This is a genomic window from Flavobacterium sp. FG68 (assembly GCF_057808895.1).
The window spans coordinates 123,344-138,894 of sequence record NZ_JBMDIY010000011.1; the positions used below are offsets into that span (position 1 = coordinate 123,344).

Annotated in this window: 8 protein-coding genes; all 8 read right to left on the reverse strand. The window is 34.1% G+C overall.

All coding sequences use genetic code 11. The features are described from left to right. Positions 1 to 73 precede the first annotated feature (73 nt). On the reverse strand, positions 74 to 2,188 hold the full coding sequence (locus ACODSB_RS09410; protein WP_488936840.1) for an energy transducer TonB: 2,115 nt from the start codon (positions 2,186 to 2,188) through the stop codon (positions 74 to 76). A gap of 18 nt (positions 2,189 to 2,206) precedes the next feature. Then, the gene (deoC, locus tag ACODSB_RS09415; RefSeq protein WP_488936841.1) at positions 2,207 to 2,950 is read right to left on the reverse strand and encodes a deoxyribose-phosphate aldolase; all 744 of its coding nucleotides are present in this window, start codon (positions 2,948 to 2,950) and stop codon (positions 2,207 to 2,209) included. A gap of 114 nt (positions 2,951 to 3,064) precedes the next feature. Further along, positions 3,065 to 3,448: a VanZ family protein gene (locus ACODSB_RS09420; RefSeq protein ID WP_053471663.1), complete on the reverse strand. Its 384-nt coding sequence runs from the start codon at positions 3,446 to 3,448 to the stop codon at positions 3,065 to 3,067. Further along, positions 3,441 to 3,821, reverse strand: coding sequence for a glycine cleavage system protein GcvH (gene gcvH, locus ACODSB_RS09425; protein WP_073488976.1), 381 nt, complete (start codon positions 3,819 to 3,821; stop codon positions 3,441 to 3,443). The genes ACODSB_RS09420 and gcvH overlap by 8 nt, the downstream gene beginning before the upstream one ends. Before the next feature lie 85 nt (positions 3,822 to 3,906). Then, positions 3,907 to 11,127: a T9SS outer membrane translocon Sov/SprA gene (gene sov / locus ACODSB_RS09430; protein WP_488936842.1), complete on the reverse strand. Its 7,221-nt coding sequence runs from the start codon at positions 11,125 to 11,127 to the stop codon at positions 3,907 to 3,909. A gap of 24 nt (positions 11,128 to 11,151) precedes the next feature. After that, positions 11,152 to 11,733, reverse strand: a complete 582-nt coding sequence (ruvA, locus tag ACODSB_RS09435; protein WP_053471666.1) for a Holliday junction branch migration protein RuvA — start codon at positions 11,731 to 11,733, stop codon at positions 11,152 to 11,154. A gap of 80 nt (positions 11,734 to 11,813) precedes the next feature. Continuing rightward, the gene (locus ACODSB_RS09440; protein WP_256636917.1) at positions 11,814 to 14,105 is read right to left on the reverse strand and encodes an NADP-dependent malic enzyme; all 2,292 of its coding nucleotides are present in this window, start codon (positions 14,103 to 14,105) and stop codon (positions 11,814 to 11,816) included. Between the two features lie 156 nt (positions 14,106 to 14,261). Then, complete coding sequence (locus tag ACODSB_RS09445) at positions 14,262 to 14,687, reverse strand: CBS domain-containing protein (protein WP_053471668.1); 426 nt, start codon at positions 14,685 to 14,687, stop codon at positions 14,262 to 14,264. Positions 14,688 to 15,551 lie beyond the last annotated feature (864 nt).

The following is a 15,551-nucleotide window of genomic DNA, read 5'->3' on the forward strand; positions in this document are numbered from 1 at the left end:
CCAATAAAACCTCTACAAAACAAGAACTTTCGAATCTTTAACACTATTATTTCGAAAAATCTTATTAAAAATTCTAGTAATCAAAATACCAGTTAAAGATATCAGAACGTAAACCAATAGTAAACCAGGTCGTACTTTGTTTAAATGTTGTCGCCGTTTCCTGAGTTGGATCAAAATTTCTGTAAATAAAACTTCCGAATAATTTTAAATTTGTGATCGGATTTATTAAATATCCTCCTTGTATATCGGCAATAAAAATACTCGTTTTATTTCCCTGACCCACTTTTACACCTGTATCATAAGGACGGTTTAAATCATAGTCTTTATAGATATTTCCTCCGTAATTATAAGTGTTTTCTGCGGTATCAAAATCCAAGCCTCTTTTTCCAACCGTAAATTTAGCATCGGCAAAAAGACGTCCTTTATGGTAACGGCCAATTGCAATAAATTCTTCAAAGTTTCCTCCCCATTGATGCCCAATACTTTGATTATTATGGCCATAATTCGTAATTGGATCACTATGAGAATACACATAAGGACGAACGTGATTGTATTCTAATTGTAAAAGCAAATCTTTTACATGAAAAGCGTTGTAATATTTAGCGCCTAACTGGTAACCAAATTTATTTTTCCAACTTTGATCTCCAGATTTCATATCACCAATCGAAAATTCGTCTAATAAAAACTGAGCGTATAAATTAACATTGTTATTCCATTTGTATTTAGATGTCATTCCTAAAAGCGCATTTCCGCTTCGTGATGATGAGGCAAACTCAACAGAACGATAAAAAATAATAGGGTTTACAAAATTAACATCAAATCCCCTATTGTTGGTATCTGTCCAAACTACCGATTCAAAGAAACCTAAATTCAGTTTATTCGAAACATTCCAGCTCAAATAATGATTCGCCATATATTTGCTTGCATACGTTCTGTCCACCGTTACGTCTGGACGAACATCTTTAAGCCACATATAAGTATTGGTATATTTAATTTTCCAGAAAGTCGTATTGATTTTAAAATAAGGATAAGGGCTTGCACCGTCTGTTTCAAGCAAAGAACGATATCCGTCTCCAATAAAATTTCTTCCGTAACCTAACTGTAAGTCAAATATTTTACTTGGCGCAAAAGTAATATTGGCTTCCGCCAAAGGAAAATCGTAAGCATCTGTTTTAAATCTTTTAGCAATTCCCATTCCCGGAATAATTGCCGGATTTCCACCAGAAGGTTTTAATGTTTCTGCATAATCATTGTAATAACCTGCAAATCTTCCCTGACTTTCAAAAATAGTTGTCGTAAAATTAATCTGTTTTCCTAAACCTCCTCTAAAATTAAGCCCGCGCGTATTTACATACGAATAAGAAGCATCAAGATCTGACGCTTTTCCCATTTGCAAATCAAGAATTGGGTTTAATGCCAGCCAGTAATCTTCACCTTGAATCTGAACAAGGTTTTCGTTCCAAAGTTTTCTTCCCCACCAACCTGAAACTTTTTTCTGAAGCGATTCATTTACCGCTTTTAAATTATAATATTTTGAAACCTCAGCATACGTATACGGTTTTGAAGCGGTATGATTATTACTTCCTACTTGGTTCATTGCACCATCAAACTGCGCATAATAACTATGAGAAAATGGTATATTTAAATGACTTTCAAATTCAGGCATATTGTATTTTTTGTACACAATACTGTCTAATTCTGTCATTGGTTTTTCAATTGGCTTTTCAATTTCAGATGCTGCCAAAGCTTCTGCTGCAATCTGATCTGCACTTTTTAAAGGAATATCAATTGAGATAGTGTATTTTGAATAAGTCGGTTTTCCGTTATAAGTCGAAGGTTTTATTTTCGGGAATTTTCCAAAAACACGTTTTGCTTCTTCAACTAGTAAATCATCTGCTGCATTTACGTAAATTACTTTAAATTCTCCGTTTGCATCCACTTCAAAAAGCACTTTTACTTCTCCTTTGTAATTGTTTTGTTTTAAGTTTTCGGGAATTTGAAAATTATCATATACAAAATTCTGCACTTCTCTGTAAAAACAGTTTTCTAAATTTTTAGACTGAAGATTTTCGCAATGTGGAAAAACAGGAAACTGCTCTGAAGTAAAAGCAGGTGTGACATTAGTCTGCTGTGCAAAACCAAGTAAGGTAAACAGGCTGATAAAAAAAGATAAAAAAAACTTATTCACTAGATTGGGGCTTATGATTTAATATTGATTTGTGGTATTTTTTCCGTCTGCGATCGCTTTTGCTGCCGAAGTCCCGATACGTTTAACTCCTAAACGAATCATTTCTACTGCATCTTCATACGAGCGAACACCACCGGCAGCTTTTACCGGCAAAGGCGATGCGTTTTCGAGCATCATTATAATAGTAGGAATTGTAGCTCCGTTTGGCAGATCATTTTCGGTTTTATAAAAACCTGTTGATGATTTTACAAAAACAGAAGCATAATCTTCTTCTTTAAAATTCGATATAACAACATTTTTTATTAAAGCCGAAAGCTGAATAATTTCTTTATCCGTCAATGCGGCAACTTCAATAATCCATTTTACTGTTTTATTGCTGGCTAATCCTATTTGACTTCCTATTAGAATTTCTTCTTTTATTAATGAAGCGTCTCCGTTTTTAAAAGCTTCATAATTGCAGACAAAATCTAAATCATCGGCACCATTTTCAATCGCTTCATTTGCTTCCTTGATCTTAGATTCCAAACTTGAATTTCCCTGTGGAAAATCTATTACGGTTCCAACCAGTAAATTCGAATTTTCTTTTAAGATCATTTCTTTCGCCAGGCTCACATATTCAGGCCTAATCATAATGAGTTTAAACTTTTCCTGAATCGCTTCTGCAATTGCATTTTTAACTACAATACTATTCTCCTCTTCCGAAATTCCGGCTTGAGCAGCAGTTTTTAAATAAGTAGAATCTAAGTATTGCTTAACATTCATAATATTGAAGTTAGATCGAATGGGGCAAAAATACATTTAAATTCAGAAAAAATACTGTTTTAAAAGCTTGATTTTATGCCAATAAAAAACCCACCGAAGTGGGTAATTATATTCTTATATTTTATCGATTTGTTTTTTAAAAGCTATTGCTGAAAAAACTCCTACGAATGCACCTAATGCATTTGCTAAAACATCTGTTACATCTGATGCTCGTGTTGTTGTTAAAACACTTTGCATAATCTCGATTGTTATTCCGAAGAAAACAGAAAAGATAAACGAAATCAAATACGCTTTGTAATCGTTCGCATCTTTTCCTTTAAGCTCTTTTTTAAAGAATAAGATCCAGGAAATTGTAAAGCCAAAGTGAAAACAAAAATGCACAATTTTGTCAATACTCGGAAAATTTACCGCCGGAATATTACTTGAATCTATTAAACAAAAATACGCAATGATTCCAGAGCAGATAATTGCCCAGATTAACAATAATTGTTTAGGCACCGATAAGTTGTTTATAAGCTTCGTCAGATAATAAACTATCTATTTCTGATGCATCAGCAATTTTAATTTTAATCATCCATCCAGCTCCGTAAGGATCAGAATTTACAGTTTCAGGAGCGCTTTCTAATTCTTCATTAAAAGCAATAATTTCTCCAGTTAAAGGCAAGAACAAATCAGAAACTGTTTTTACAGCTTCAACTGTTCCAAAAACCTCATCTTTATCAAGTGTCTGATCTAAAGTTTCTACTTCAACATACACGATATCCCCTAACTCTTTTTGTGCAAAATGAGTAATTCCTACAGTCGCAACATCTCCTTCGATGCTAACCCATTCGTGATCTTTTGTGTACTTTAAATTTGCTGGTATGCTCATAATAGTATGTTTGAAAATTGATATTTTAATAATTCAGCAACAAATGTAATAATCTTCTAATAAATTCTCGATTATAAACCTAAATTTAATTTCCGAAATTATATCGAAGTGTAAAACCTGATCGAATGTTCGTTAAAGGGAATGATGTTGAAATCACTGCCTTTGAGAACGAATGATCATAATAGAATATTGCCGTAAGATTTTTACTGAATGAATAATCTGCTGTTAATTTTAATGACCAGATATTTTGTCCGGCCGCTAATTGATTGTTATCATAATCTAAGTAACGAACTAAAGTCTGATTGTTTCTAAATGAAAAATCAGCTTTTATGTTGATGTCACTTTTAATAATTCCTGTTGGATTATCAGCAAGTCTTGATGAAAATATAACATCCTTAAATCGATATCCTAAACCAACCACGTATTCTATACCTTTAACTTCTGTCAATAAATTATTGTCAAAACTCATGGATAAAGCTCTGTCTTTTTTAATTTCAGAAAGAACTCTCAGCGAGCTTTTCAATTCAAAATCCATTCTAATTAACGGGCTGAATTGCTCTACCAAGTTGATATTCGACATAATAATTTTATTGAAGAAATTGGTATTAACGTCCTGCACTGTTGGCGTATCATTGTAATCAAAGTTTGATCTAAACTGATTGATTGTATACGATGCTCTATAATTATGCTGTAATGAAAAACGCTTGAATTTATCTTTGAAATATTTATAACGCATTAATCCATTGTACTTAATACTCCAGTTTGGAATTGGGAAACTTCTAAATATATCTGTTGACGAATTAGATGCGTCATTTCCTGCATACGCCGCCAAGAATGATGGCAATAATACAGCCTGATTACTCTTCGTGTATCCTATTGGATATCCTTCATTAGCCGTATAAATTGCGTAATTTGGAGCGGTCGGTGCCGGAATTGGATTGTTCACATCTCCATATCTTGGAATCTCAACTCCTGAACCGTAATGCTGCTCTGCCAAACGGTTTGCAATTATTAAACGATTATTTCTAAAGTCATCAAATGCAGCCGACTCATTTTCGTTGCTGGTTTGAAAAGCTGTCTTTATTAATACTGTCGAAATAGAGAACATTCCATAAGTATAAGGAGACAACGGCATATATTCACGAGTCGCCGGATCAACCGTATATTGTTCTGAAGTATTTTCAGAATAAGATCGGTCCATTGACAAATCAACTTTTAAATCTGGCAGTAAATCAATATTAGCCGTAACCTTCAACAATTTATTTGTAACCTGTGAATAGCTTTGGTTGAAATCCTGATAAGTTGTCAGCCATCCGTTTTTAGCCGCTTCGTAACGTACATCATCCTGACTTCCAAAAATAAATCCTAAACTTGGTTTAGATGTTCCTAAGAAACCAATACTTGGCGTATAACCCGGTAAAACGGTTCCGCTGTTTTTAGTATAATTAATCTGTACATTTTTAAGACTTGTTAATACGCCTATTAAACCATCGTAGAATGGGCTGCTGCTTACTACTGGCTTAGCAGTATTTACAATTTTTTCTCCCGGTTTTGGCGGAGCCGCTGGTTTAGGCTTCGCTTGCTTTTTTGCACCAGGAACTAAACCTAAATACTTATACAACGTAGCCATAGTTAAGGTCGTTGTAAGCGTATTTGAGTTCGCATTTTGAATTGTATTTCCTAAATCATAAATAGCACCGGTATTAGGATCTTCGTATTGAGAAAACGCTGTTGATGAACGCTGCCAGTTATAATCTGCCGTATAAGAATAACTCGCTTTTACAAAACTAAAAATTGGAATTTTGTTAATTGGAATTTCATAATTCAAGACCAATTGTTGTGCGTGCTGGTTTGGCGTTCCAATATCAAAGTAATCATCCCAGATATTAAAATCTTCTTTAGGGGTATTGTCATCGTTTAAGAAGTTTCGAACAATGTTATTTGATGTTGCACTATAATTCAGCTTTAAAGATTTGGTTAAATTAAAACCAAAACCATATTGATAATTAAAGGCAAAATTTCTTCTGTAAAGCGGATCAAGTCCAATACTATTTTCAGTTAATTCAACTTCTCTAAACTGCTGGCGATTGCTTTGTCTTAAAATATTAGAATTGAAAGATATATTTGAAGGAAGATAATTAAAGTTGAAATCACTTAGCAATTTCCAGTAATCACTTTTCTTCATGAATTTAGTACTCTTAAACGGAACAACTTCTTTTGGCTGGAAAGTATAAGCATAGTTTACAGCCGTATTTGATTGTTCGTCTTCATAGTTTTCAACTTCATAATCATGACGTTCTACCTGATTGTAGGATTGTGAAAATGTAAAATTCTCCACATCATAAACGTGAGGTTTTTGCTCGGCTGCTCTGTCTTTTCTTACGCCGATAAAGTTGATACTTTTTCGTTTTGTATAATCTACCGCACGAGTTCTAATATTGTCTTTTTCTGCCTGATCTGTCGTTTCTCTAATTAATTGATCTAACTTAATATCCTGGTTGAACGGATCATATTCCGGAGTAATTACTTCTTCGCCAATTGCATAATTAAATGGCAGGTTAATTCCCCATTTTTTAGGCAGTAACTTTCCTAAGTTTAAATTAGTAACAATGTTATACTGCTGGATATCTTCACGGCTGCGTTCGTTTGCTCCCTGCTCTAAAGACCCAAAACCAATTGTACTTTTTCTACCCGTTGCAGAAAGTGTAGCAAGATCGGCCATATTGGTGTCGACATTTAATATCGCAGCCATACCGCCTTTGTTTTCTAAATCAGACATACGAAGTTCGTTAAACCAAACCTCTCCTTTAATATCTTTATGATCTGCCCTACTCTTTACTCCGACCATTAAGTTTCGGACTAAACCGAAGTTAGGATTTCCTTTAATACCTAAAGTTAATCTATCGCTTCCGTCACCACCTTCAACATCCGGATCATTATCCGGGTAATAAATACCATTGACATCTCTTTTAGTAGAATTGATATCAATGCTCATACCTTTGATTTTCATTTTAGTCAGCAATTCGAGCGCCAAATCAATATCATTTTCTTCCATCCAAACCTTATCCGGACTTATGTTACAAGACGCTCCTGTAGGAGTTACTTTTAACGGAATTTCTACTTGATAGAAGTTTTGTGTAAAGTCATTTCCAAAACGAATGAAACCTACCATTTCATCATTTTCAAGTGTGTTTTCACGTGGTAAAGATTCTGCGTGTAAAAACATTTTCAGTTTTTTATACTGACGCATATCAACACTTACGTTTTTGAAAACTGCTCTCGAATCCTGATATTGTAAACCAGAACCCGCAACTCTTACTGCTAAAGCTTGTTCATTTTGATTAATAACTGTATTATTATTGTACAACTGTTCTCTTTGTACTCCCGGCGGAATTACATAGTTAACCGGACATTTATTACTGTTTTCCTGAATGTTTACCGCTGCAACATCAAATTCTACAGTAGAATCTTCTGGTTTTGGGTGGTTAACATCTAGTGTCCCTGTGTATCTTCTCCATTCCCCTCTTACTAAATCTAAAGCACCAAAACGTACCGTTGCCTGACTGCTAAACCCAGTCATGAACATACGCATGAAACGAATAGATCTAAAGTCTGTAATGTTTCCAATAGTATTTTGCGGCTGAGAAACAGGTATTTTAAACTGAATCCATCTTGCAGTTGTTGTTCCTCCATTTGGCAATTCTATAGGTCCTAAATCACCCGGTTCACGAATATCTGTAATGTAGTTTTGACCAATCTGCATTCCTGGTTTAATATCAATACTATATTCATAATACGCATTGATGGTACTCATTGTGTTGTCACGGTTAATATCTTCAACATCCGGCAGAGTTGTAGAACCACGATTAGGATCGTCGATGCTTACTGCAGAGTTTCCTTCTGTACCGTTATAATTTTTATAGCGTTCTAAAACGCCTCCATCTGTATTTAAATAATACGTATAATCATCTGCAGCCGGATCTGCCTCGCCTGCATAATTGGTATAAATTTGACCTTCCTGAGAACTTGGCAATCCATCTAAACCAATATCCTGATTTTTTCTATTGTCAGGATTAGTATCAAAAGCATAAATTAAAGATTGCGAAGCCGGAACATCTCCCCAAAGCGGCCTCGGATTAACCTTAATTTGATCTGGTCCTAATCCGTTTTCGTATTGTTTTCTTCCGTCTTTTAAAACATCTTCAGAGATTTCTCCTAAGTTGAAATAAATTTTACCTGTATTATTTGCCGGAGCTTCTGAGTTTCCAACATATGGATCAAGAACCCAAAACTGAATATACTCGACATTTCCCTGCTCAAAATTGGTTGAATTTAAGGCACGCATAATTCCACCAAAATTTGTTGCCGGATTAGTGGATGCAAAATTGGGATTATTATTATACGGACCTCTTTCAGATGGGTAATATGTTAAATCAAGTGTGTTGACTACTTGTATCTGTCCTTGGGCAATATCGGTATTTGGATATAACTCTCTGCTGTAAATTCTTCTTGTTGTATTTAATGATAAATCATCATTTGAGATTCCTGATGGTTTTGATGTATAAAATACCGGGTCAATGGTATACCAGGATAATTTTGCTCTTTTAAAACCGTAATCTAAAGTATTAAAACCTGCATTAAAGGTATTATCTGCATCATTATTAATAAATGGAACAGAAGATAAACTCCATGCATAAGCAGAACGCATATCTATAGTTGACTGCGAACCTTCAAAATCATCAACATAAATTGTTGCTTCTCCTTCAAAATCACTGGCTTTTGGCGCATCTGGTTTTAAAAATGCAACTTCACCACGAATAGATAAATTCGAAGGAACATCTGTATCAACATTTGGAAGTTTGTTTGCTAACCTTGTTAAGAACGGAACTTCTGTTGAATAGTTTCCGTTGAATCCAAAAATGGTATTGTTTACAGATTCCTGACCATAACTTGATTTTTGGGTAAATGGTCTTTCTGTCATTTTTAAGAAAGTTCCGCCCACTACAAATTTATCCGAAATTTTATGCTCGACATTTAATCCCATAAATCTTCGGGTCTGCTGTCCGAAGATGGAGTTATTTTCTAACGAAACTTCAATTGGCGTATTTGATGCCTGCAATGATGGATCAAGAATTTGAACCCTTCCTAATTGGTAATCGACGCTGTAATCTATTCCTTCAACCAAAACTCTTCCGGCCGCTGTAACGACAACAGAACCTTGCGGCACGTTAAATGCTCCAATAGGGATTCCGTTACTTCCGGATGATTTGTATTTTCCTCTTAATAAGAATTTGTTTTTATCACTGTCCTGCAATGCACCTGCTTGTGTATTTCGGTACATATTTCTAAATACATACTTCTGCTGGTTTGCATTATAGGTTGATGGATCGTTATAATTCTGACCACCATCTTTCAATTTGTCAAATATAAGTTCCCCAAAAGGCTCTTTTGTAGTAAATATGATTCGTCCGTTTTGAACATCAACTGTAACCCCCGGAATATAATCGAAGAAACCATCACCGCCAGCTTGTGGATCGTTATTATAATTTAAACGGTCTAAGTTGAAAACATTTAATAATGGGGTATTTTCTACCTTCATATCCGATGTTGGGTTTGCAGGGAAACTCGAACCCTGAACCGGCGTGATATAATTTATTGGTGAAGGATCTGTGTAAAGGATATTTAACCTGAAATCGTCTTGTTTAATTTGATATGCCTGTGGAATTTGATAAACGTTTTTCATCATCAGGTTCCAAACCGGATTTTGAACGTTTGTCAAATTACTTTTAAGCATTTTTAAAACTAAACTTTGTGTAATAATTGCCTGATTTGCGTTGTTATTTCCTGTTACGACTGTTCCGTCGACACCATCACTACCAAATTCTCCAACCTGATACACTTTTCCTCCAATTGTATATTCGAAGGCAACGGCAAGAATTTCATCATTTGCCAAACGCTGCTGCAAAGAAAGATATCCTAACTGCGGATTAAATGTATACTCTGCAGTGGTTAATTTTCTGGCATTTTCTAAAACAGAATAATCGGTTGCTTCACTTACGTTTGTATTGTTGAATCCCGCTTTTGCTGTTACAATTTCTCTAATTTTAGAATTCAGGAAAGAACTTGCCTGACCTATTGTTGCCGGATCGTACTTATTGTTATTGTTATCAGTTGGCGAATCTATCCCATTATTGAAAAATCCTGCAGTTGAACTAATAACTACAACCTGATTATCTGGAATTCCTGTAATTTGAGCTTCACCTAAATCCTGAAGCGCGATAATATTTCTTAAGTTATTATTATTCGTACTTACACGATTTTGTTTGTTTGTTACCCAAACTTCTAATCTTGTAATTTGAACACGGCTGTCAATAAATGGATATTTTTTTAATGATGCATCGTACTTATTTCTAAAATACTGTGATAAGAAAAAGTGACGATCACTATCGTAGTCTAAAGCATATAAATCAAAGTTTTGAACTGTTCCTCCGTTTTCTGCAACTACACTTTTTGTTTGTGATTTTTGCTCAGAGAAAACCCCTGTAATGGTTGTTTTACCAAATTGCAATTGTGCTTTTACTCCGAATAAACTTTGCGCTCCACGTATCAAGGTACTATTCAGCGGCATGCTCACATTACCTACTTCTACTTTTTGAATAATATCATCTTCGGAAGGAGTGTACGCTAACTTAAATAAGTTTTGAAATGCAAATGTTGATTGGGTATCATAATTAGCATTTACTTCTAATCTTGTTCCTACTTTCCCCATTAAACTCATACTGATACGCTGATCAAAGTCAAAAGTAAGACTTGATCTGTTTCGAGGTGAGAATGAAGGGTTGTCTTGTTTGGTGTAACGAACACCTAAATCCATTTCGACAGAACCTGTAGGTTTTACATCAATGGTATTACTTCCAAAAACGCTTTCAAAAAGACTTGAATTGATATAATATCTTGGCAGTAAATCTTTTTTAGCGGCTTCAGCTCCGGTTTTTTTACCATCGATTGCATCTGCTTTTTTTCTAAAATAATCTCTTCGTGATTCTTTTAGAACTAAATCTTCATATTCTTTTGGAGTTAAAACAAGAGGATAGTCGATTGAAAATCCATCAACCGAAGTAGTGTAAATATATCGATCTGTAATAGGATCGTATTTATAAGCCGAAAGTATGCTTGGTGGATTATCGATCTCGAGTTTCCCTACAGAAAACTGAGTTTTAGTTGTATCTTGAACCGCCGGATTTACTTGTGATCGTATAACATTACCACAAAATAAAACCAGTAAAAAAATACAAATTTTACGCATACAATTGGTTATAAAAAATTGGTTTTATAAGCTTTTTAAAGCCTTTTTGATGATCGTTTCTACAGTAGCTTCCGGATCTTCTTTTACGATCTTCTCTACTACTTTTTCTGAAGTTTTTCGAACGAAACCTAAAACTTCCAAAGCAGATAACGCTTCATCTCGATTTGTATTGTTTTGAACTACTGAAACTTCATCCAAATCGTACAACTTTAACACTTTTTCTTTCAAATCAAGTATTACTCGCTGTGCAGTTTTGTTTCCAATTCCTTTTATGGACTGAATTAAACCAACATCTCCTGAGGCAATTGCATTAATAATTTGTCTTGGTTCTATTGAAGAAAGCATTGTTCGTGCAATGTTTGCCCCAATTCCTGATACAGACAAAAGCATTCTAAATATTTCTCGTTCAGATTTTTCTACAAATCCAAATAAAGTATGCGCATCTTCTTTGATTTGAAGATGCGTATACAATTTTATAAAATCAGCATTAGGGATTAATGAAAAAGTATGTAAAGAAATATTTACGTGGTATCCTACTCCACCGCAATCAATTACAACTTCTGTGGGATTCTTTTCGACTAATTTCCCCTGCAAATGTGCTATCATATGTATTATTAATAAGTATCAAATATAATAAAAATGCAATAAAAATAAGACAATATTATTTGATCCTTATTTAATTCTACCTATTGAGCCAATTTATTTTTTTTATTTTCTTTTTCCTGAGCGTCGATAACAGCGATTGCTGCCATGTTTACCATTTCTTCAACGCTTGCTCCTAATTGAAAAATGTGAACCGGTTTATTTAATCCCATCATAATTGGTCCAATAGAAGCTGATTTATTTAATTCTTTCATCAACTTATAAGTGATATTTGCCGACTCTAAGTTAGGGAATATCAGTGTATTTACTTTTTTTCCTGCTAATTTAGAGAAAGGAAATTTCTCCTGAAGCATTTCTGAATTTAAAGCAAAGTCTGCCTGAATTTCACCATCTACGACCATCTCAGGGTGATTTTTATGCAAATACGCCACCGCATCTCTTACTTTTGAAGCATTTTGATGTGATGATGAACCAAAGTTTGAATACGAAACCATTGCGATAACAGGTTCAATTCCGAACATTTTTGCTGTTTTAGCAGTCATCAAGGCAATGTTCACTAAATCTTCAGATGATGGGTTGATGTTTATTGCAGTATCTGATAAAAACATTGGCCCACGTGACGTTAACATCATGTTTGCTGTTGCAACAAGTGAAGCTCCGTGTGCTTTTTCAATTAATTGAAGCATTGGTTTTACTACGCTTGGGTAACTTCTTGAATAACCTGTAACCAAAGCATCTGCTTCGCCTTCGTTTACCATCATGGCTGCGAAATAGTTTCTTTCGCGCATGAATTTTTGAGCATCAAGCAATGAAACTCCTCTGCGTTCTCTTGTTTCCCAGTATGAAGCTGCAAATTTGTTACGTCTTTCTTCTTCTTCGTTTGTTTTAGGATCAATGATTTCTAATTCAGCATCAAAACCTAATTCTTCTTTTAATTCTAAAATAGTTTCTCTGCTTCCTAATAAAACCGGAATACCAATTCCGTCTTCATGTACAATTTGTGCTGCTTTTAATACATTTAATTGGTCTGCCTCTGCAAAAACAATTCGTTTAGGATCTAATTTAGCACGGTTTGTAATTAAACGAACCATTTTATTATCATTACCCATACGTTCGCGAAGCTTATCTTCATAAGCTGCCCAGTCTGTAATAGGATTTTTTGCTACTCCAGACTCCATTGCTGCTTTTGCAACTGCAGGCGCTACAACGGTAATTAATCTAGGATCAAATGGTTTTGGAATGATATATTCTTGTCCGAAACCTAATTTTGTTGCTCCATAAGCTACGTTAACCTGTTCTGGAACTGGTTCTTTTGCCAAAATAGCCAATGCTTTTACAGCAGCCATTTTCATAGCTTCGTTAATTTTTGTAGCACGTACGTCTAAAGCTCCTCTAAAAATATAAGGAAATCCTAAAACGTTATTTACCTGATTAGGAAAATCAGAACGGCCTGTAGCCATAATAACATCTTTACGCGTTTCTACAGCTAAATTATAATCGATCTCCGGATTTGGATTTGCCATTGCAAAAACAATCGGGTTGTCTTTCATTGTTAATAACATTTCTGGTGAAAGAATATCTCCAGATGATAATCCGATGAAAACGTCAGCTCCTTTTACAGCTTCTGCTAATTCAATTTTTGGACCGTCGATTGCATATTTTAATTGTAATTCTGAAAGTGAAGGATTGTCTTTTGTTAAAAGTCCTTTACTGTTATACATTAAAACGTTCTCCACTTTTACTCCTAATAATACATATAAATCTGTACAAGCAATTGCTGCAGATCCTGCTCCGGAAACTACTACTTTTACGTCTTCGGCTTTTTTTCCTGCTAATTCAAGTGCATTGATTAAAGCTGCAGAAGAAATAATTGCGGTTCCGTGCTGGTCATCGTGCATTACCGGAATATCTAATTCTTCTATTAATCTTCTTTCGATTTCAAAAGATTCCGGTGCTTTGATATCTTCAAGATTAATACCTCCAAAAGTTGGAGCAATATTTTTTACAGTTTGAATAAATTCTTCAACGTCTTTTGTACCAACTTCGATGTCAAAAACGTCAATATCAGAGAATATTTTAAACAACAAACCTTTTCCTTCCATTACAGGTTTTCCTGCTTCTGGGCCTATGTCCCCAAGACCTAATACAGCTGTACCGTTTGAAATTACGGCAACTAAATTTCCTTTTGCAGTATATTTATATACATCTTCAATGTTTTCTGCAATTGCTAAACAAGGTTCAGCAACTCCTGGCGAATAAGCCAGCGATAAATCTCTTTGGGTTGCATATTTTTTTGTTGGAACTACCTGAATTTTTCCTGGAGTTGGCTCTGAGTGATACAGTAACGCCTCTCTTTTTTTACTCTCTTTGTTCATTATTTTAGCTTTTATTCTAGCTTACAAAGATATAAGTCTTAGTTTTAAAATGGGGCGTTTTGGTTCTTTCTTTTGTTAAAATATCAAAATCGAGAAGTCAAAAAAAATAGTCCGAGCTGTATCGGACTATTGAAAAAAGTATTTTAATAAGCGTATTTACTGTGATATGTAAGAGTTTAAGTGATTAATAGTGTCTTTTTGAATTTCGATAATTGCCTTAACAACATCGCTAATTGAAATAATTCCCACTACTGTTCCATCTTCTAAAACAGGAAGATGTCTGATTCTTTTTGAACTCATGAGTTCCATGCAGTCTTCGATATTATTTGAAAGCAGCACCGAGAAAACATTGCTTTCCATAATTTCATGTACAAAAGTTTCTTTTGAAGATTTGTCTTTTAAAACAATTTTTCGAGCATAATCCCTTTCAGACAAAATCCCTTTTAAATCGTTTCCGTCAATAACAAGAATGGCGCCTATGTTTTTATCGCCCATAACTTTTAAGGCTTCAAAAACGGTTGTTGTTGAACGTACGGAATATACATTCCTTCCTTTTGCATTAAGTATTTGATGTACAGTCATATCTGAAAAATTTTAGATTTATAAAGTTAAAATAAAAACAAATACAATGCGCAACGAAATCGATTTTTTAAAAACACAAATTGCTCATTTTAAACAAAATACACAAAAATTAAAATTTTAAAAATTATACGTTAAAGAAAGAAAAGATTTACAAAGTTTTTTTAGAGAAAATTAGATTTTTTAACATTTACCGACCAGTTACTCCTAACGGAGTATTTTTTTAAAAATTAAATATTATAGTTTAAGATTTTTGTTTGGAATTAGATATTAGCAGAAACATCATCCCAAAATATTTCGTGGGAGATATATAATATAATATTAAACGTATAGTCCCTACGGGACAAAATGCATGTCGGATATTTTTTTTTTGCTACCGACCAGTCACTCCTAACGGAGTGCTTCGTAGAAATTCAATATTAGAAAAATTCCATTAGGAATTAAATATCGGTAAAATAAAATGTTATAATTTGTATGGAATACTCCGTTAGGAGTATCTGGTTGGTAGAAAAAATGAAATCATTCATCCAATAATTTCCCGTAGGGAGATAGGAAACAATATTAAATGTATAGTCTCTACGAGACAAATGCATATTGATATTTTGAAATGGCTACCGATATATAATTTCTACGAAATATTAAATGATGACAAAACCGAATTTAAATTTTTAGAAATACTCCTTTAGGAGTAATTGGTTGGTAGAAAAAAAAAGAAATCCCCACCCAAACAATTTCCCGTAGGGAGATATGAAACAATATTAAATGTATAGTCTCTACGAGACAAATGCATGTTGATATTTTTAAATGTCTACCGATATATAATTTCTACGAAATATTAAATGATGACAAAACCGAATTTAAATTTTT